General features: G+C 58.3%; 18 protein-coding genes. 6 read left to right on the top strand and 12 right to left on the bottom strand.

All coding sequences use genetic code 11. The features are described 5' to 3' along the window. Positions 1-82: 82 nt before the first annotated feature. From AC0T4W_RS07515 to fadB, 3 genes are all read right to left on the bottom strand, one after another. A complete protein-coding gene (locus tag AC0T4W_RS07515) occupies positions 83-319 on the bottom strand; it encodes a DUF1653 domain-containing protein (protein ID WP_090387350.1) in 237 nt (78 codons plus the stop codon). Positions 320-405: 86 nt separating this feature from the next. Further along, positions 406-1581, bottom strand: coding sequence for an acetyl-CoA C-acyltransferase FadA (gene fadA / locus AC0T4W_RS07510; protein ID WP_476318142.1), 1176 nt, complete (start codon positions 1579-1581; stop codon positions 406-408). Positions 1582-1611: 30 nt separating this feature from the next. Further along, on the bottom strand, positions 1612-3759 hold the full coding sequence (gene fadB / locus AC0T4W_RS07505; RefSeq protein ID WP_476318139.1) for a fatty acid oxidation complex subunit alpha FadB: 2148 nt from the start codon (positions 3757-3759) through the stop codon (positions 1612-1614). A gap of 482 nt (positions 3760-4241) precedes the next feature. Here fadB and AC0T4W_RS07500 point away from each other — a divergent pair, with 482 nt between their 5' ends. Beyond that, on the top strand, positions 4242-5060 hold the full coding sequence (locus AC0T4W_RS07500) for a hypothetical protein (RefSeq protein WP_476318136.1): 819 nt from the start codon (positions 4242-4244) through the stop codon (positions 5058-5060). 83 nt (positions 5061-5143) lie between these two features. On the opposite strand, the gene AC0T4W_RS07495 is transcribed toward AC0T4W_RS07500, so the two are convergent. Further along, positions 5144-5581, bottom strand: a complete 438-nt coding sequence (locus AC0T4W_RS07495) for a hypothetical protein (RefSeq protein ID WP_476318133.1) — start codon at positions 5579-5581, stop codon at positions 5144-5146. A gap of 87 nt (positions 5582-5668) precedes the next feature. Here AC0T4W_RS07495 and AC0T4W_RS07490 point away from each other — a divergent pair, with 87 nt between their 5' ends. Then, entirely contained in the window at positions 5669-6109 is a 441-nt protein-coding gene (locus AC0T4W_RS07490; RefSeq protein ID WP_476318130.1) for a universal stress protein, read from the top strand. A 30-nt stretch (positions 6110-6139) separates the two neighbouring features. Here AC0T4W_RS07490 and AC0T4W_RS07485 read toward each other — a convergent pair whose 3' ends face one another. Together AC0T4W_RS07485 and AC0T4W_RS07480 are read right to left on the bottom strand one after the other, a co-directional pair. Then, the gene (locus AC0T4W_RS07485) at positions 6140-6826 is read right to left on the bottom strand and encodes a DUF6901 family protein (RefSeq protein ID WP_476318127.1); all 687 of its coding nucleotides are present in this window, start codon (positions 6824-6826) and stop codon (positions 6140-6142) included. Positions 6827-6889: 63 nt separating this feature from the next. Next, on the bottom strand, positions 6890-8803 hold the full coding sequence (locus tag AC0T4W_RS07480) for an ATP-binding cassette domain-containing protein (protein WP_476318125.1): 1914 nt from the start codon (positions 8801-8803) through the stop codon (positions 6890-6892). Between AC0T4W_RS07480 and AC0T4W_RS07475 the strand changes: the two genes are divergently transcribed. Together AC0T4W_RS07475 and AC0T4W_RS07470 are read left to right on the top strand one after the other, a co-directional pair. Continuing rightward, positions 8802-8927 (top strand): hypothetical protein, encoded by a 126-nt coding sequence (locus AC0T4W_RS07475; protein WP_476318123.1) that lies wholly within the window; start codon positions 8802-8804, stop codon positions 8925-8927. The genes AC0T4W_RS07480 and AC0T4W_RS07475 overlap by 2 nt on opposite strands. A 230-nt stretch (positions 8928-9157) precedes the next feature. Further along, the gene (locus AC0T4W_RS07470; protein WP_476318120.1) at positions 9158-11083 is read left to right on the top strand and encodes a transglycosylase SLT domain-containing protein; all 1926 of its coding nucleotides are present in this window, start codon (positions 9158-9160) and stop codon (positions 11081-11083) included. 51 nt (positions 11084-11134) lie between these two features. Here AC0T4W_RS07470 and AC0T4W_RS07465 read toward each other — a convergent pair whose 3' ends face one another. Next, positions 11135-11941 carry an MOSC domain-containing protein gene (locus AC0T4W_RS07465; RefSeq protein WP_476318117.1) on the bottom strand — a complete coding sequence of 269 codons (807 nt, stop codon included), beginning with the start codon at positions 11939-11941 and terminating at the stop codon, positions 11135-11137. Between AC0T4W_RS07465 and AC0T4W_RS07460 the strand changes: the two genes are divergently transcribed. Then, positions 11940-12419 carry a DUF1499 domain-containing protein gene (locus AC0T4W_RS07460; protein WP_476318115.1) on the top strand — a complete coding sequence of 160 codons (480 nt, stop codon included), beginning with the start codon at positions 11940-11942 and terminating at the stop codon, positions 12417-12419. The genes AC0T4W_RS07465 and AC0T4W_RS07460 overlap by 2 nt on opposite strands. A gap of 18 nt (positions 12420-12437) precedes the next feature. Here AC0T4W_RS07460 and AC0T4W_RS07455 read toward each other — a convergent pair whose 3' ends face one another. Then, positions 12438-13373, bottom strand: coding sequence for a chemotaxis protein CheV (locus AC0T4W_RS07455; protein WP_476318112.1), 936 nt, complete (start codon positions 13371-13373; stop codon positions 12438-12440). 153 nt (positions 13374-13526) lie between these two features. Continuing rightward, positions 13527-14423: a lipid kinase YegS gene (gene yegS, locus AC0T4W_RS07450; RefSeq protein WP_476318109.1), complete on the bottom strand. Its 897-nt coding sequence runs from the start codon at positions 14421-14423 to the stop codon at positions 13527-13529. A gap of 208 nt (positions 14424-14631) precedes the next feature. On the opposite strand from yegS, the gene AC0T4W_RS07445 reads away from it, so the two are divergent. Beyond that, positions 14632-15330, top strand: a complete 699-nt coding sequence (locus AC0T4W_RS07445) for a pirin family protein (protein ID WP_476318106.1) — start codon at positions 14632-14634, stop codon at positions 15328-15330. Positions 15331-15400: 70 nt separating this feature from the next. On the opposite strand, the gene AC0T4W_RS07440 is transcribed toward AC0T4W_RS07445, so the two are convergent. The 3 genes from AC0T4W_RS07440 to AC0T4W_RS07430 form a co-directional block, all read right to left on the bottom strand. After that, positions 15401-16720: an ATP-binding protein gene (locus AC0T4W_RS07440; RefSeq protein WP_476318104.1), complete on the bottom strand. Its 1320-nt coding sequence runs from the start codon at positions 16718-16720 to the stop codon at positions 15401-15403. 114 nt (positions 16721-16834) lie between these two features. After that, complete coding sequence (locus AC0T4W_RS07435; RefSeq protein WP_476318102.1) at positions 16835-17452, bottom strand: chemotaxis protein CheC; 618 nt, start codon at positions 17450-17452, stop codon at positions 16835-16837. Beyond that, entirely contained in the window at positions 17453-17812 is a 360-nt protein-coding gene (locus tag AC0T4W_RS07430) for a response regulator (protein ID WP_476318100.1), read from the bottom strand. Positions 17813-18037 lie beyond the last annotated feature (225 nt).

The following is an 18037-nucleotide window of genomic DNA, read 5'->3' as shown; positions in this document are numbered from 1 at the left end:
GCTGTACTGCCTGCTAGCGCGGCACCGCTATATATAGTGGTGGTCCGCCCGAGGTCAAGCGCAGCAATGGCCCGATGTCAGCTCAAGGCCGAGTAAACAGTGCGGTTTCAGCCTGAATCAAAGCAAAGCGTGGAACCGTCTCGCCGTCCACCTCGACGCTTTCGCAGAACATCTCCAACGGTCGCACCCACAGGCCAAACTCGCCGTACAGCGCCTGATAGACCACCATCGCCTGCTCCGTTTCCGAATGCTGGGCTACGCCAAACACACGGTATTCAGGGCCTTTGTAATGACGGTAGAGGCCAGGCTGTAGCTGCATGAGTGAATTCCTTGAAGATTTTTTGCGGAGAAACAAAAACCGGGGCACTTGGCCCCGGTTTTTCCATCTCTTACACCCAGTAAAGCTTAGAGGCGTTCGAAGACGGTGGTGATGCCTTGGCCGAGACCTACGCACATGGTCGACACACCGAAGGTGCCGCCATTCTGCTTCATCACGTTCAGCAGGGTACCGGAGATACGCGCGCCGGAACAACCGAACGGGTGACCCAGAGCGATAGCGCCGCCGTGCAGGTTGACCTTCTCTTCCATCTTGTCGAGCACTTTCAGGTCCTTCAGCACAGGCAGAGCCTGGGCGGCGAAGGCTTCGTTGAGCTCGAAGAAGTCGATGTCATTGATGGTCAGGCCAGCACGCTTGAGGGCTTTCTGGGTCGACGGTACTGGACCGTAACCCATGATCGCTGGATCAACACCAGCCACCGCCATGGCGCGAACCACGGCCATTGGCTGAATGCCGAGGTCTTGGGCGCGTTGGGCGCTCATGACGATCATGCAGGAAGCGCCGTCAGTGATCTGCGAGGACGTACCTGCAGTCACGGTGCCGCCTTTCGGGTTGAACGCAGGCTTCAGCGCCGCCAAGCTTGCCAGGGTGGTTTCCGGACGAATGGTTTCGTCGTAGTCGAACACCTTGAGGAAGCCGTTCTCATCAAAGCCTTGCATCGGGATGATTTCATCCTTGAACTTGCCTTCGACGGTGGCCTTGTGCGCCAGGCGGTGCGAACGCTCACCGAACGCGTCCTGCGCCTCACGGCTGATGCCATGCATCTTGCCGAGCATTTCTGCAGTCAGGCCCATCATGCCCGAGGCCTTGGCCGCGTACAGCGACAGGTGCGGGTTTGGATCAACGCCGTGCATCATGCCAACGTGGCCCATGTGCTCCACACCGCCGATGACGAACACGTCACCGTTGCCGGTCTGGATCGCCTGCACAGCAGTGTGCAGAGCGCTCATGGACGAACCGCACAGGCGGCTCACAGTCTGGCCAGCAGCAGTGTGCGGGATCTGGGTCATCAGCGACGCCATGCGCGCGATGTTCCAGCCCTGCTCCAGGGTCTGGTTAACGCAGCCCCAGATCACGTCTTCCACTTCAGCTGGATCCAGCTTGGTGTTACGTGCCAGCACGCCGCTGATCAGGTTGGCCGACATGGTTTCGGCACGGGTGTTGCGATGCATGCCGCCCTTGGAACGACCCATCGGGGTACGACCGAAGTCGACGATGACTGCATCTCTAGGATTCAGGCTCATAAATTCACTCTCGCTCTAGTCTGACCGCGATTAACCGAAAAACTTCTGGCCGTTAGCGGCCATTTCGCGAAGCTTGGCAGTCGGGGTGTACAGCGCGCCCAGCTCGGCGTATTTGTCGGCCAGGGCAACGAACTCGGCTACACCGACGGAATCGATGTAACGCAGCGCACCACCGCGGAACGGAGGGAAGCCAATGCCGTAGATCAGGCCCATATCGGCCTCAGCTGCGGTATCAACGATGCCGTCTTCCAGACAACGCACGGTTTCCATGCACAGAGGAATCATCATGAAGTTGATGATGTCTTCATCAGTCACTTCACGCTGCTCGGTGACGATGGACTTGAGCAGGTCATAGGCAACCGGATCGGAGACCTTCTTCGGCTTGCCGCGTTTGTCCATTTCGTAGGAGTAGAAGCCTTTGCCGTTCTTCTGGCCCAGGCGATCTGCTTCATACATCACGTCAACCGCAGTACGGCCTTCAACGGCCATGCGATCCGGGAAGCCTTCAGCCATTACGTCGCGGCCGTGGTGACCGGTGTCGATACCTACCACGTCGGACAGGTACGCCGGGCCCATCGGCCAGCCGAACTTCTCCATGACTTTGTCGATACGCACGAAGTCCACACCGAAACCGAGCAGCTTGGAGAAGCCGCCGAAGTACGGGAACAGCACGCGGTTGACCAAAAAGCCTGGGCAGTCGTTGACCACAATCGGGGTCTTACCCATTTTCTTGGCGTAAGCAACGGTAGTTGCAACAGCTACATCGCTGGACTTCTCGCCACGAATCACTTCAACCAGCGGCATCATGTGCACCGGGTTGAAGAAGTGCATGCCGACGAAGTTTTCCGGACGCTTGAGGGCCTTGGCCAGCAAGTTGATGGAAATGGTCGAAGTGTTCGATGCGAGGATTGCGTCTTCTTTGACCACGCCTTCCACTTCAGCCAGCACGATCTGCTTGACCTTAGGGTTCTCGACGACTGCTTCGACAACGATATCGACAGCACCGAAATCGCCATAGGACATGGTCGGACGAATAGCGGTGAGGGCTTCAGCCATCTGCGCCGGGGTCATACGACCCTTGGCAACACGGCCACCGAGCAGCTTGGAAGCCTCAGCCAGCCCCATCTGAATACCCTCTTCACGGATATCCTTCATCAAAATCGGGGTGCCCTTGGACGCAGACTGGTAGGCGATACCGCCACCCATGATGCCCGCGCCGAGCACGGCAGCCAGCTTCACGTCTTTGGCGATTTCGTCGTGCTGCTTAGACTTCTTCTTCAGTTCCTGATCATTCAGGAACAGGCCGATCAAGCTAGCAGCAACTGGCGTTTTAGCCAGTTTGACAAAGCCAGCAGCTTCCACTTCCAGCGCTTTGTCGCGACCGAAGTTGGCGGCTTTCTGAATGGTTTTGATCGCTTCAACCGGCGCCGGATAGTTCGGCCCGGCCTGGCCTGCGACGAAACCTTTGGCAGTTTCGAAGCACATCATCTGCTCAATCGCGTTGAGCTTGAGCTTTTCCAGCTTCGGCTGACGCTTGGCCTTGTAATCCAGCTCGCCGGAAATGGCGCGATTGATCAGGTCCAGGGCAGCGGCTTGCAGCTTGTCAGCAGCAACCACGGCATCCACTGCGCCCATTTTCAGGGCATCAGCAGCTTTATTTTCTTTACCACCGGCAATCCACTCAACGGCGTTATCGGTACCGATAACCCGCGGCAGACGCACGGTACCGCCGAAGCCTGGGTAGATGCCCAGCTTGACTTCCGGCAGGCCAACTTTGGCACTTTCGGCCATGACGCGGTAATCCGCAGCCAGGCACATCTCAAAACCACCGCCTAAAGCGATGCCGTTGATTGCGACAACAGTCGGAACATTGAGGTCTTCAAAGTCACTGAAGATCTTGTTGGCTTCGAGGTTGCCAGCCACCAGTTCTTCGTCCGGCAGCTTGAAGTTGTCGACGAACTCGGTGATGTCAGCGCCGACGATAAATACGTCTTTGCCACTGGTGACAATCACGCCCTTGATCGAACCATCAGCCTTGATCGCATCAACGGATTGACGCAGTTCATTGAGGGTAAGACGGTTGAATTTGTTGACGGATTCACCCTTGAGGTCGAATTTCAATTCGACGATGCCACTCTCAAGAGCCTTAACCGTGATGGCTTTACCTTCGTAAATCATCAACTGATCTCCACGGTATGGAAGCTGAACGGTACACATCGGAGCCAACCAGCAAGCTACTCCACGGCGTTGCCGCCTCAGAGTAGCCCCAATCAGCCTGGTACACCCACCGACGCGATAATCGGGCTGTAAAGGCGGTGCCTTTGCAGGCAAACGCTCAATTCATACGCCCGTTTGATTTGGGTGCGCACACCTTCAAGGAAAAGCCCCTACTTGTCAATTGGCCTGTGGAGGCGGCAAAGGCGTACAAAAAATTACGTTCAGGCCTACGCCAACGCACTTTCACCTCTGCAGCGAACAGGCGGTCATCTGCTGCGATATACGGTTACTTGGCCAACCCTGAAAACAAAAGTGTGATCCAGCGCATACCTAGCAAAATGATTTAGCTGCAGGTACAGTCGTCTCAATACGGTCGTTTTAGACAGCCCGTAGCCAAAACAAAAACAATTAGAGCCCAATCAAGGGCGCACGGAGTTCCCCCCATGTCGAGCCGCATGCTTGCCATTGTTTTGAGCACCCTGCTCACTATCACTCTCCCCCTTTTTAGCGCCGCGACCCAAGCTGCAGATACCGCCACCAGCCTGCTGAAACTGCACCAGCTGCGCCTGGCTGCACAAAAATCCCTTGGCGATTTTTATATGTTCAATGGCATGGAGGGTGACCAACGCTACGCGCGGATGATCAACGACTCGCTGAGCGAGGTGAATAGCCACCTGACGGCGCTGACTGAGATGCCCGGCGAAGGCGCGAAAGCGCTGCGCTCGCAGCTTGATCGGCAATGGAAGGATTATCAGATCGGTATCAACAACCTAATCAGTGCACTGAAGAGCCAGGGCTACACCGACCTGCAGCCGATAGCCGATCTGGCAGCCCGCAACCAGCAACTGATGGCCCTGAGCCAGGAGCTGTACACCAAAATCCAGCAAGAAGGCAGCTACAGCGTGCCCGCACTAACCCAGCGCAGCCGCGAGCAGAGCATTCTGATGCAGGGCATTGCCGTGGATTACGCCTCACGCAGCGCCTCGGTAGGCGCCACTTTTATAGGCGGCGGCGATGCACGCCCGATTGAGGAGCTGGTCAGTGAGTTCGCCGGCAAGATGGCGGCGCTGGAGAAAGACCCCAAGAATACGCCGCAGCTCAAGCAATCCTGGAAAGGGGTCACCACCAAATGGCGCTATATTGAAAAGTCGCTGATCAACTACAACGAAAATAGCGTGCCCTTTCTGGTCAACAAGTATTCCAACACCATCATCCAGGGCATTGAACAGATTTCCAGTCAGTACGCGGCCACCAATCTCTGATCGTCACCGCCGCCATCCGCATTCGCTTTACCGGCCTGCCTGGCCGTACTCCGGCCCAGTGCTTGCACTGGGCTTTCTTTTATTTACGCTTTGGCCTGGAGAAACGCGACAATTTTCTCCAGCGCTGCGCTAGCGCCTCGTTCGCCCCAGCATATTGCGAGCATCTGATCGGTTGCTTCGACCTTGAACGCATCGGCAGGCAGCGCCTGCAATTGCACCAGCAATGCCTGATCAGTGCAGGGCTCGCGCCATTTGTTGAGCCACTGCCCCGGTTCCATCTGCCAATAGCACCAACTGTCGACCTGGCCGCGTCGGCGCGCACGGTAATACTGCGGGCAAGTACCTGGCGGCCATTGCAGCAGCCAATGCGGCCACTCCTGGGGCGACAACTGCATTGCCACCCCCAAACGTCGCGCTTGCATACGCACATCCATCCGCCCACGCTGGTGGCGCGAGGGTGCCAACCAGGACAATGGGCTAAGCAAAATTGCTACAAACAAAAGCACAAACCAGGGACTCATATCGTTATCTCACCGGCAAAAGCCTGTCATCAGTGCTCAGGACGGCCATACTACAACCATTGATTCATTTGCAAGGAGACTTACCCCATGCCCTACCAACACATTCTGGTCGCCGTCGACCTTACCGAGGAATGCGACCCGGTTATGCACCGCGCGCAAAAACTAGCCGCCAGCAGCGGGGCCAAGTTGTCTGTGGTGCATATCGTCGAACCCATGGCCATGGCCTTTGGCGGCGACGTACCAATGGACCTGTCGATGCTGCAACAACAGCAGTTCGACCAAGCCCGCGAGCGCCTGGACAAGTTTGCCGACAAGTATCCCGACCTCAGCGCCGAACAGCGCCACCTGGCCTACGGTCAACCGCGCCAGGAAATCCATCGCCTGGCCGAAGAACAGCAATGTGACCTGATCGTCGTTGGCAGCCACGGCCGCCACGGCCTGGCGCTGCTGCTGGGCTCAACAGCCAACGACGTGCTGCACGGCGCGCCCTGCGATGTGCTGGCCGTGCGCCTGAAAAAAGCCGAGTAACGCGAGCTGCGGGTGAATAACGCGGCTGCGTTATTCACCGCTATCGGGCGAGCTCATGACCAGTGGGCGAATCTTCTGCAGCTGAGTTTCCAGCGAATAGGTCATGCTCGACGCCATGGAGAAGAAGGTCAGGAACGCCTTGAGGTTGGAGTCACCCTCGCAGGTTGCGTGAATGCGCTGCCAAAACGCCTGATTGACCAGCTGTAGTTGCTGAAACATACGCACCAGACCTCTCAGCTCCCAGTCAGGAGTACGCCCCTCGCGCAGGTTGAAGTACTGCTGCGTCAGGTACAACGACACCGTGCGCAAGATGAATTCCTGGCTATTAGCAAACGGCAGATGGTGCTGCGCCATCGGCTTGAGCTTACCCAGCACCGGACAGGCGCTGGTGGCCATGATTACCCCGAGCAACGCGCGCAAGCCCTCTTCTAGGCCCACCTGCTTGTTGTACTCGCGCTCAGGTGTACGCACCCACACAGCCACTTTCTTGAATGCCGGCAGGCCCTGAAAATCCTCGATGACCCGGTGCAAATCGACAGCCGCCGGACAATGGCTGAAGTTATCCTTGCTCAGCGGGCAGTTGCTGCACTGCTGATATTCGAGACGCGTCCAGGCCGGTGCGCTTTGCGCAGCCTCTGCCTCATACACCCGGTCCAGCTCGATCCTGTAACTGAACTGATGGTTGTCGTCGAGAGTGATGCGGTACTCGATGGCCATGTCTGTCTCCGCCAGAAATCTCAAAATCCTGTTTGAGCGCGTTACGTACTTAATACATCGGGCTTAGCCTTCCAGCTCGGCCCAACGCTCGACCAATTGCTCCAGCTCATGTTGCACGGCCTGCAGTTTCGCCAGCACCTCAGCGGTCTTTTCTGCTGGTTGCTGATAGAAACTCGGCGAGCCGATCTGCTCCTGCAAGCTGGCAACTTGCCCCTCCAGCGCATCGATCTGCCCTGGAATGGCTTCCAACTCGCGCTGCAGCTTGTAACTGAGCTTTTTCTTGCTGGCCTCAGCCACCACAGGTTCCGACGCAACCGGCGTCGGGACAACTGCAGAGGCTAGTTCAGGCTTGCCGGCTTTGCTTTCGCCCACGCCAAGCAGACGCGCTGAGCCGCCTTGACGCAGCCAATCCTGATAACCACCGACGTATTCGCGAACGCGCCCTTCACCCTCGAACACCAGGGTGCTGGTCACCACGTTGTCGAGGAAGGCCCGGTCGTGGCTAACCATCAGCACGGTGCCAGGGAAGGTCAGCAGCACTTCTTCAAGCAGCTCCAGGGTTTCCACGTCGAGGTCGTTGGTCGGTTCGTCCAGCACCAGCAGGTTGGCCGGTTTACTGAACAGCTTGGCAAGCAAAAGACGTGCCCGCTCACCGCCGGACAACGCCTTGACCGGTGTACGCGCACGCTGCGGGCTAAACAGGAAGTCACCCAGGTAGCTCAGTACATGGCGGTTCTGCCCGTCGATCTCGATAAAGTCGCGGCCTTCGGCGACGTTGTCGATTACGGTCTTTTCCAAATCGAGTTGGTGACGCAATTGGTCAAAATAAGCCACATCGATGCGCGTGCCTTCGGCCACTTCACCGCTGGTGGGCTGCAAACCGCCAAGCATCAGCTTGAGCAAGGTGGTTTTACCGGTGCCGTTGGCGCCGAGCAGGCCGATGCGGTCACCGCGCTGCAACACCATGGAGAAGTCCTTGATCAGGAACGGCCCACCCGGATGCGCAAAGCTGACGTTTTCCAGCACCATCACCTGCTTGCCAGATTTTTCTGCAGTTTCCAGCAGAATATTGGCTTTGCCGGTGCGCTCACGGCGCTCGCTGCGTTCAACGCGCAAGGCTTTCAGGGCGCGCACGCGGCCTTCGTTACGGGTGCGGCGGGCCTTGATGCCCTGGCGAATCCACACTTCTTCCTGGGCCAGGCGCTTGTCAAACAGTGCGTTGGCGGTTTCTTCGGCAGCCAGGGTGGCTTCCTTGTGCACCAGGAAGCTGGCGTAGTCGCCGTTCCAGTCGATCAGGCCGCCACGGTCCAATTCGAGGATGCGCGTGGCCAGGTTTTGCAGGAAGGAACGGTCGTGGGTAATAAACAGCACCGCGCCTTGGAAATCAGTCAGTGCTTCTTCCAGCCAGGCAATTGCGCCGATATCCAGGTGGTTGGTGGGCTCGTCGAGCAGCAACAGATCCGGCTCGGACACCAACGCCTGGGCCAGCAGCACCCGGCGACGCCAGCCACCAGACAGCTCAGCCAGGGTCTTGTCAGCCGGCAGTTGCAGGCGGCTCAGGGTGCTGTCGACCAGTTGCTGCAAGCGCCAGCCGTCACGGGCTTCGAGGTCTTGCTGGACATGCATCAGCTTGTCCAGATCGGCTTCAGTGACACAGTTCTGCGCCAAGTGGTGGTACTGCGCGAGTAATTCACCCACTCCGTCCAGACCTTGGGCGACCACATCAAACACGGTGCGATCGTCGGCCAGAGGCAATTCCTGCGGCAATTCGCCGATCTTCAGGCCAGGCGCGCGCCAGACAGCGCCGTCATCGGCCTTCTGGTCACCTTTAACCAGCTTCATCATGCTCGACTTGCCAGTGCCGTTGCGGCCAATGATGCACACCCGTTCGCCACGGGCGATCTGCCAAGACACCTTGTCCAATAGCGGCATTGCACCGTAGGCCAGGGAAATATCGGTGAACTTGAGCAGGGTCATGGCACGCCTCAACAAAAAACGACGGGTGAACGCTGGTAAAACCGCAGCCGAGCAACGTAATTCGTTGCATTCAGGGCGCAGCGGCAACCTGAAACACCCAGAAAATCATCTGCAGCTGCCCTGAGGCACCCGCAAAACAGGGCGCGCATTCTAACCGAGAAGCGCACCGACCAAGCAGGCAATTTAAGCGCCAGGTGCGGTAAATTCTGCCCAGGCGGCAAGCGCTCTAGCACGCTCACCAAGGCTCAAGCAGCGATGAGTGCCGACAATTACGCGTTGAAACGCTTTGCGCCTTCACCCTCCATAGGCAAACGACTAAGCTAGGGCCATACGCACTATTTGCCTGGAAGTGTTATGCGCGGTCCCCTGTTCTGCCTGTTGTCCTGCCTGTTGGTTTCCACCCTGAGCGTCACTGCGGCGCAGGCCGCCACCCTGACGCAACAACGTCAATATTACGACCAAGCCAAAGCTGCGCTGGCCAAGGGCGACAAAGACCCTTACCAGCGTTACGCCAGCGCCCTGCGTGACTACCCGCTGGAGCCTTACCTGGCGTATGACGAGCTGACCGCCCGGCTGAAATGGGCGAGCAATGACGAAATCGAGAAATTCCTCGCCGAACATGGCGACTTGCCGCAGATCAGCTGGATGAAACTACGCTGGCTGCGCTGGCTGGCCGAGCGCGGCGAATGGCAGACCTTTGTCAATTACTACGACCCGGCGCTAAACTTCACCGAACTCGACTGCCTATATGGCCAATACCAACTGAGCCACGGCATGCGCGCCGAAGGTAACGCCACTGCTGAAAAGCTCTGGCTGGTGGGCAAATCCCAGCCCAATGCCTGCGACCCGCTGTTCACACGCTGGGCCGCTGAAGGCCAGCTCACCGAACAGAAACGCTGGCAGCGCGCAAAACTGGCGGCCGAAGCCCGCAACTACGGCCTGGTGACCCACCTGATCAAAACCATGCCGACCCTGGGCAATCACGGCAAAAACCTGCTGGAAGTGGCGCAGAAACCTGAGCTGCTGAAACAGACCTCACGCTTTACCCAAACCGATCCAGCAATGGCCGATGTAGTGGGTCTGGGCCTACGCCGCCTGGCCCGTCAGGACCCGGAAAGCGCACTCAAGCTGCTCGACAGCTATGCCCAACGGATGAAGTTCTCCAGTGAGGAACAGGTTGCCATCGCCCGCGAAATCGGCCTGACCCTGGCCAAGCGCTTTGATGTCCGTGCCCTGCAAGTCATGGCCAAGTACGACCCCGAGCTGCGTGATAACACCGTAAGCGAATGGCGCGCCCGCCTGCTGCTGCGCCTGGGCCGCTGGGATGAAGCCAACCAGCTGACTCGCCGGATGCCAGCAGAACTGGGCAACACCAATCGCTGGCGCTACTGGCAGGCGCGCAGCCTGCAACTGGCGCAACCCAATAGCCAGGAGCCCAAGGCGCTGTATCAATCCTTAGCCAAGGAACGTGACTTCTACGGCTTTATGGCCGCCGACCAGGTGCAAGCCCCCTACCAACTGAATAACAAACCGCTGGCCCTGAGCCCGCAAACCATCAAGAAAGTCCGCAACTCAGCGGCGATTCGCCGTGCCCTGGAATTCCACGCCCGTGGTCAGGTCGCCGATGGCCGCCGTGAGTGGTACAACGTCAGCCGCCTGTTCAGCCGTGATGAAATGGTCGCCCAGGCGCGTCTGGCCTATGAGATGGGCTGGTACTTCCCGGCAATCCGCACCATCAGCCAGGCGCAGTATTGGGACGATCTGGAGGTGCGCTTCCCAATGGCGCACCGCGAACACTTGGTGCGCGAAGCAAAAAACCGCGACATTCACTCCAGCTGGGTGTTTGCCGTCACCCGCCAGGAAAGCGCCTTTATGGCCGACGCCAAATCCCACGTCGGCGCGATGGGCCTGATGCAGCTAATGCCGGCCACCGCCAAGGAAACCGCCAAGCGCTTTGGCATTCCACTGTCATCACCACAGCTAGCCTACCGCCCGGAAGTCAATATCCAGCTGGGTGCCGCCTACCTGAGCCAGATCTACGGCCAGTTCAACGGCAACCGCGTACTCGCCTCCGCCGCCTACAACGCTGGCCCAGGCCGTGTTCGTCAGTGGCTGCGCGGTGCGGATCACCTGTCGTATGACGTGTGGATCGAGAATATTCCGTTTGATGAAACCCGCCAGTACGTGCAGAACGTGCTGTCCTACTCGGTGATCTACGGCGAGAAGCTCAACGCGCCGCAGCCACTGGTAGCCTGGCACGAGCGTTACTTCGATCAGTAACGGCCTGCTAAACGCACGCTCAACAGCAACTGCTGAGCGTGCATTTCCGCCCTACTCCAGCACCTGCACCGGCATATCCAGCCGCAAGTAGCCCTCACCACAGGCGATCAGGTTCTGCCCGAAAAACACCTCGCCCTCGCGCTCACGATAGGTTTTCAAGGTGGTCAGCGGTTCACGATCGGCGCTGCGCTCGCCGGTCTGCGGGTCGAGAGTAGTCATGATGCAGCGTGAGCACCCCTTGAGCACACGAAACTCCAGCTCACCGATGCGGATACGCTTCCAGCTGTCTTCGGCATAGGGCTCGCTGCCGCTGACCACCAGGTTCGGCCGGAAACGCAGCATCGGCAACGGCCGGCCGACCCGCGCCGACAGATCATCCAGCGAGGCCTGACCGATCAGCAGCAAAGGAAAGCCATCGGCAAACGCCACCTTGTCGCCCACCTCGGCATAGGCCGTATCGACCTGCCGTGCACGCGGCTCTGACACCTGCACCAAGCGGCACGCGCGGCCGAGCAGCTGGCTCAACCATTGCGCAGCCGCATCTCCGGCATCCGGCACCTGCAGGCTGTCGCGCCAGATGGTTACGCCACGCAGCGGCGCCTGCTCATCCGGCACCGCCACCTGCAGATCAGCCATACCCGGCGCACTCAGCTGCAGGTGCGTACTGCTCAGCCAGCGCGCCTGCAGCTGAGTCATCTGCGCCAGCAGGCGTTGGGTAAGGAAGCGCCCGCTTTCAGCATCGACTACCATCCAGCGACGATCACCCTGCACGCCCAAGGCGTCCAGCATCGTTTCATACAAGGCCTCGCCCGCCGCCGATTTCAGTGGATAACGGTACAACCCGGAGAGATGCAACATGAGCCCAGCTTCCCTTTGGCAAAACGCCCTTATACGAGCAACCCGCTTTAGCCACAAGCCCGCCTTGGCCCTACCCCTGCTGCTTGTGCTTAGCGCTTGCAGCGGCACCGCGCCAGATAACCTGGGCATCCATAACGGTCAACTGGCCGCTTGCCCGGATTCACCGAACTGCGTTAGCAGCCAGGCCAGCGATGAGCGACACGCCATTGAACCACTGCCGTTGAAAGGCTCTACCGAAGAAACCCAGGCACGCCTCAAGACGTTGCTCAGCGAAGAGCCACGCGTGAGTTTGGTGGAGGAAACGCCGGGTTATCTGCGTGCAGAATTCAGCAGCAAGCTGATGCGTTTTGTCGATGATGTGGAGTTTATGATCGGCGCGGCCGCTGTGGATGTACGTTCAGCGTCACGCCTGGGTCATGCGGACTTCGACGTCAACCGCAAGCGCATCGAACACCTGCGCCAGCGCCTGAGCGAATAACACGCCGCTCTGTCGGATTTATTCCTGCGGGTGGATCAGTGCCAAACGCTCGTGCACCACATCCACCAGCTTGTCCGGCTGAAATTTGGAGAGGAAGTTGTCGCAACCGACCTTCTTCACCATGGCCTCGTTAAAGCTGCCGGATAACGAGGTGTGCAGCACCACATAAAGATTCTTGAGGCGCGGGTCGTTGCGGATTTCGGTGGTCAGACGGTAGCCATCCATTTCCGGCATTTCCGCATCGGTGATCACCATCAGCAGCTTTTCGTGCACATCGACCCCTGCGTCGGCCCAGCTCTTGAGCAGGTTCAGCGCGCGCAGGCCATCGCTGGCGGCGTGGCAACGGATATCCAGTTGCGCCATGGTGCCCTTGAGCTGACTCATAGCCACGTTGGAATCATCCACCAGCAGCACTTCGCGCCCTTTGGCGAACTCCAGCAGCGGGTCGGCGAGTTTTTCCGGGGAGACCTTGGTGCTCATCGGGCTGATTTCCGCCAACACCTTTTCCACGTCGATCACTTCGACGATCAGGTCTTCGACCTTAGTGATTGCGGTCAGATAATGCTGACGTCCGGCACCACCGGGCGGGGGCAGGATGGATTCCCAGTTGAGGTTAAGAATGCGCTCCACCCCCCCCACCAGAAACGCCTGCACCGAGCGGTTGTACTCGGTGACGATGATAGTGCTGTGCTCATCCGGCACGATGGGGCGCATGCCGATGGCCTGGGACAGATCAATCACCGGCAAAGTCTGCCCGCGCAGGTTGACCACGCCGCACACAAACCGGTGACGCTGCGGCATCAGGGTCAGCTTGGGCATCTGCAGGACTTCCTGCACCTTGAATACGTTAATCGCAAACAACTGCCGACCCGCCAGGCGGAACATAAGAATTTCCAGGCGGTTCTCACCCACTAGCTGGGTGCGTTGGTTCACTGAGTCGAGAATGCCGGCCATCATGCGCTCCTGTTCACTTATCGATCTAGCCTAGCTCAAATAGCCATGCCTGGGTGTATCGGCCATCTACCGCGCATCTAAAGGCAGATGGCGCGACGCCATCATGCGATAAGCGCAGCGGCGAGGCTAGCCAGACGGCAGCCACCGCGTGGTTTAGCCCACCAGCAGCGGCGAGTTTTTCGGCATATGCACGCGCAGCGCGTTCGGCATTGCCGCAAAGCGCAGTTTGCGACTTTCCATCGGCTCACCATCCAGGTTGAGGTCCAGGCCTTGCGGCGCCTCGACCTCCAGCCAAGGCAGCCGCACGCTTATGGCCACACTCTGCAAACCATTGATCCCACCAGACAGCAGAGTGCCCAGGGTGCCGACCACATCAGCCGCCGCCGGAACAATGCACACATCCAGCAGGCCGTCATTGACCCGCGCCTGCGGACATAGCATGTGTCCGCCGCCGGCCTGGCGGCCATTGCCGATACCGAGGGCGAGAAACTCGCCCTCCCACTGAAAATCCGGCCCGGTAAAGCGGCCGAAGGACGACTGCACGTCGGCAAAGCGAGTCAGGCCCGTCAAAAAGTAAGCCGCGCCGCCGAGCACGCGCTTGAGATCCTCCGAGGTATTGGCAGTGACGTTGGAACCAAAGCCGCCCGTGGCCATATTAAGAAATACCTGACCGTCAACCTCGCCCAGATCAATCAGCTGCGCAGGCGTATCCAGTAACGCCAGGGCGACCTGCGGATCAAGGGCAACCCCTGCGGCACAAGCAAAATCGTTGGCCGTACCCAGTGGCAACAGCGCCAGGCTGGCCTTGGTTTTTGCCAACGCCATGGCTTCGGCCACCTCGCGCTGGGTGCCATCGCCACCGCCGGCAATCAGGGTGGGGTAACCGGCCTGCAAGGCTTCATTAACCAGACGCTGCGCATCACCGGCCTCCCAGGTAACCCGTACATCCAACTGCCAACCCTCTTCACGACGCGCCTGCACGGCAGCACGCACATCAGCATTAAGGGCTTGCTTGCCATGCAGAATCAGCAGCGCTTTACGTTCTTGCATTCCCGACATCCTATTCACGCTTCCAGGTAAAGACTCTGCGATATGGCTTGAGTTGCACCCACCTACAAGCAGCGGGACAAAACATCAATAAATAAGATTATTAAGCTCAATATTTACGCATTTTCAATCGTATTAATTTATTGGATCATCCGTCCATCGCCCACGAACACTGCCGTCAAAGGCCGATGTTCTCAATGAGGATACGCAGATGATCGAAGTACGCCCCTTCGCCGAGCTCGGCGGTGCCCATCATGGCTGGCTGAATGCCCGTCATCACTTTTCCTTTGCCCAATACCATGAGCCGGCGCGTATGGGCTGGGGGCCGCTGCGAGTCTGGAACGATGATGAAATTGCACCGCACACGGGTTTTCCAACCCATCCGCACCGTGATATGGAAATCATCGCCTATGTACGCCAAGGCGCCATCACCCACAAGGACAACCTGGGTAACCATGGCCGTACCGAAGCCGGTGATGTGCAGGTAATGAGCGCCGGCACCGGGATTGCCCACAGCGAATACAACCTGGAAGACAGCACCACCAAGATCTTCCAGATCTGGATTCAACCCAACCAATCGGGCCTGCCGCCCTCCTGGGGCGCCAAGCCGTTCCCCAGAGGTGAACGCGCCGGCACCTTCGTCACCCTGGCCAGCGGTTTTGCCGAAGACCGGGACGCCCTGTCGATCCGTAGCAATGCACGGATGGCCGCCGCGACTCTGCAAGCGGGTCAGAGCACCGAGTACCCGATTGGCGCTGCGCGCAGGGCTTATCTGGTGGCCGCCAGCGGCAGCATCGAGGTCAACGGCGTAACTGCCCAGGCCCGTGATGGCGTGGCAATCGATGATGTCGAGGTGATCCGAGTGACGGCCCTCGACGACAGTGAAATCATCCTGGTGGATGTGGCCTAGAACGGCTCAAGCGCAGTCGGCTTACAGCTACCCAGGGCGCCTGGTAGCCATTCACTGGATTTGACATCGCTCAACCCGGCTCCGGCGTGCTGGATTGCGGCGGCTGGCTCCTTGGCAGCCAGACAGTGAATGCTGACCCCTTGCCAAGCTCGCTTGCGACCTCCAGGCGGCCATGATGCTTGGCCACAATGCTGTAAGACACCGACAGTCCAAGCCCAGTGCCCTGCCCCACGGGCTTGGTGGTAAAGAAAGGTTCGAACAGCCGTGCCAGATGCTCTGGGGCAATACCACTGCCACTATCGCGTACCCGCACAAACACCCAATCCTCCTGGGTGCCGGTTTCCAGCCAGATAGTGCCCGGCTGCTCAATGGCATGGGCGGCGTTGATGATCAAGTTCATAAACACCTGGTTGAGCTGCGAACCCAAGCACTGCACCAATGGCAACTCACCGTAGCTTTTCATCACCTCGGCTTTGAACTTGATCTCGTTCGAGATGACGTTGAGCGTGCTGTCGAGCCCTTTGTGCAGATCGGCCATCTGCCAATCGCCCGAGTCGATATGGGAGAAATCACGCAAGTCCTGAACAATCTGCTTGACCCGTTCCAACCCCTGACGTGACTCGCGCAGAAGGTCGACCATGTCCTTCTGCAAAAAAGCGTAGTCCAGGGTTTGGTCGGCCTGCTGCAGTTGCGTACGCAGCCTCGCATCCGGGTGCTGGGCTGCCGCGTCCTGATAGGTTTTGATCAGGCCAAACAGATCATCCACATAACTGCTCAGGCTGCTGAAATTGGAGTAGACATAGCCCACTGGGTTATTGATCTCATGGGCCACACCCGCCGCCAACTGACCAATAGCCGCCATTTTTTCCGATTGCAGCAGTTGCGCCTGAGCATCTTCGAGTTTACGAATCAGCCGTGCTTGTTCGCTTTTCTCCTCATTCAGTAATTGGTTGAGGCGCTCCAGCTCCAATTGCTGCGCGGCGATGTCGGTTGCATCGGAAATAGTCAGGCACACATATTTGACGACCCCGCCCTCAATAACCGGCAAGAAGGTGCAGTTCTGATACATCAGCTCGGTCAAGCCGGTAATAGGCCGACTGCCAGGGAAGTTAAACAGATGTGGACGTTGCTGCCATGAGGTGAACGCAAGATTCTGCAGGGCGAAAACCCCATCCATTTTCTTCTGCACCCACAGCCGCGGTAATTCCGGAACAACCTCGAAGAGCACCAGCCCCCTGACCTCATCGCTGTCCTTGCCGCTGTGGATCGCCATGAAGTCATTCCAGAATACGACCCGGTATTGGCTATCAAGCAAGAGCACACCGAGGTTGATGCTCTGTAATACCGCCAATAATTCCGCATGCAGCACGTCGTCTAGTGCAGAGGTCATTGCGCATCCTTATTCAGCTGATCCGGGCACTCTGAATGGCTGGCAGACGTTGCTCTCAGTGGTTTACAAGCCTCACAGCACCCCACAGAAGGTTAACGCTAGCCCGATAGACGCCTAAATATCGCTCAAAAGCTGATCTATCACCTCAATCACGGTCGCCGCCGTATCTTCGGTGATACACACCAACAGGTCGCAATAGAAACTGTGGGTCGCAACCTCGAAATGAATTTCCAGCACCAGCGCTTCGTGACCACGTAGCGCCTGTTCCCCCAGCACGCTGTGCAGCGAACGACCATGCGCCATCATAGAGGGCGAACCGTAGCTGACCTTGATATCGACCTGTTGTGCCAAACCATTGATACAGGCACCCGTGAGAATATTGGTCACATCCAGCATCAACTCGTCCTGAATGCTGTTTTTTTCCATATCTTCATAGCCCATCAAACCGGCTAACTGCTCAGCACCATTTTCACCAAAACACACCATTACCTCGCCACGCAGCCGCCCCAGGAAGGACTGACGGGTGATGATTGCCGGTTGGCCGGCAAGTATCAGCTGCTCCAGCAAACTGGCATTGGTTAAAGCCACGGAATGGATAAGTGGCACCGACAAGGTGACAAAGGTTTCGGTTAAACGCGCCAAACGGTCGGCAGCCTGCCCCATGGCCACGTTCATCAGCTCTTGCAGGGCATCACGTTGCTCTTCGTTCAGGTTCGCCAGTTGACTGCTCATCTAGATCAACCCTATTTCATACAGTGCCGCCTGCATGGCCTCGGGAGTGATCGGTTTTTTGACAAAGGCCGCCGCTCCGAGATCGCGCACACGCTGCTGGGCCTGCGGTTGAATATCGGCGCTGATGACGATAACTACCGCATTGGCATCCTCGCTTTTGAGGAGTTCCAGAGTGCGAAAACCATCCATCACCGGCATGGTCAGGTCGAGAAAGATCACCTCGGCGTGGCCGGCATGATAAGCCGCCAACGCCTCTTCACCATTGGCGGCCTGGGTCACCACTACATCCAAACCCGCAGGTAGGGCCTTCATCACCAGTTTTCGTGACATGGCCGAGTCGTCCACTATCAGAATTTTCAATCTGCACTCCTTTGACTCTTATTGGTTTCGCGGCATTAGCCGCAACAGTCCCTAACTCGACAAGCTGCGCCGCTGATTACCTAATGGTCGTGCCACTTCAACTTTAGACGAGCAAAACGTTTTCGGCCTGCACGATTGTATTTCCCCACAGGCTCGGCTCGAGCGACTACACAAGCACCGTCAGGACCGCTGCGCAATCCACTTACAAGTCGCGGACTAGCAGGG

Source organism: Pseudomonas sp. C7.1, assembly GCF_056312395.1.
This window is presented reverse-complemented; position numbering and strand designations above follow the sequence as displayed.

Coding starts and splice junctions, on each gene's coding strand:
- AC0T4W_RS07515 (WP_090387350.1), bottom strand. CDS start 319: ATGCAGCTACAGCCTGGCCTCTACCGTCATTACAAAGGCCCTGAATAC.
- fadA (WP_476318142.1), bottom strand. CDS start 1,581: ATGAGCCTGAATCCTAGAGATGCAGTCATCGTCGACTTCGGTCGTACC.
- fadB (WP_476318139.1), bottom strand. CDS start 3,759: ATGATTTACGAAGGTAAAGCCATCACGGTTAAGGCTCTTGAGAGTGGC.
- AC0T4W_RS07500 (WP_476318136.1), top strand. CDS start 4,242: ATGTCGAGCCGCATGCTTGCCATTGTTTTGAGCACCCTGCTCACTATC.
- AC0T4W_RS07495 (WP_476318133.1), bottom strand. CDS start 5,581: ATGAGTCCCTGGTTTGTGCTTTTGTTTGTAGCAATTTTGCTTAGCCCA.
- AC0T4W_RS07490 (WP_476318130.1), top strand. CDS start 5,669: ATGCCCTACCAACACATTCTGGTCGCCGTCGACCTTACCGAGGAATGC.
- AC0T4W_RS07485 (WP_476318127.1), bottom strand. CDS start 6,826: ATGGCCATCGAGTACCGCATCACTCTCGACGACAACCATCAGTTCAGT.
- AC0T4W_RS07475 (WP_476318123.1), top strand. CDS start 8,802: ATGGCACGCCTCAACAAAAAACGACGGGTGAACGCTGGTAAAACCGCA.
- AC0T4W_RS07480 (WP_476318125.1), bottom strand. CDS start 8,803: ATGACCCTGCTCAAGTTCACCGATATTTCCCTGGCCTACGGTGCAATG.
- AC0T4W_RS07470 (WP_476318120.1), top strand. CDS start 9,158: ATGCGCGGTCCCCTGTTCTGCCTGTTGTCCTGCCTGTTGGTTTCCACC.
- AC0T4W_RS07460 (WP_476318115.1), top strand. CDS start 11,940: ATGAGCCCAGCTTCCCTTTGGCAAAACGCCCTTATACGAGCAACCCGC.
- AC0T4W_RS07465 (WP_476318117.1), bottom strand. CDS start 11,941: ATGTTGCATCTCTCCGGGTTGTACCGTTATCCACTGAAATCGGCGGCG.
- AC0T4W_RS07455 (WP_476318112.1), bottom strand. CDS start 13,373: ATGGCCGGCATTCTCGACTCAGTGAACCAACGCACCCAGCTAGTGGGT.
- yegS (WP_476318109.1), bottom strand. CDS start 14,423: ATGCAAGAACGTAAAGCGCTGCTGATTCTGCATGGCAAGCAAGCCCTT.
- AC0T4W_RS07445 (WP_476318106.1), top strand. CDS start 14,632: ATGATCGAAGTACGCCCCTTCGCCGAGCTCGGCGGTGCCCATCATGGC.
- AC0T4W_RS07440 (WP_476318104.1), bottom strand. CDS start 16,720: ATGACCTCTGCACTAGACGACGTGCTGCATGCGGAATTATTGGCGGTA.
- AC0T4W_RS07435 (WP_476318102.1), bottom strand. CDS start 17,452: ATGAGCAGTCAACTGGCGAACCTGAACGAAGAGCAACGTGATGCCCTG.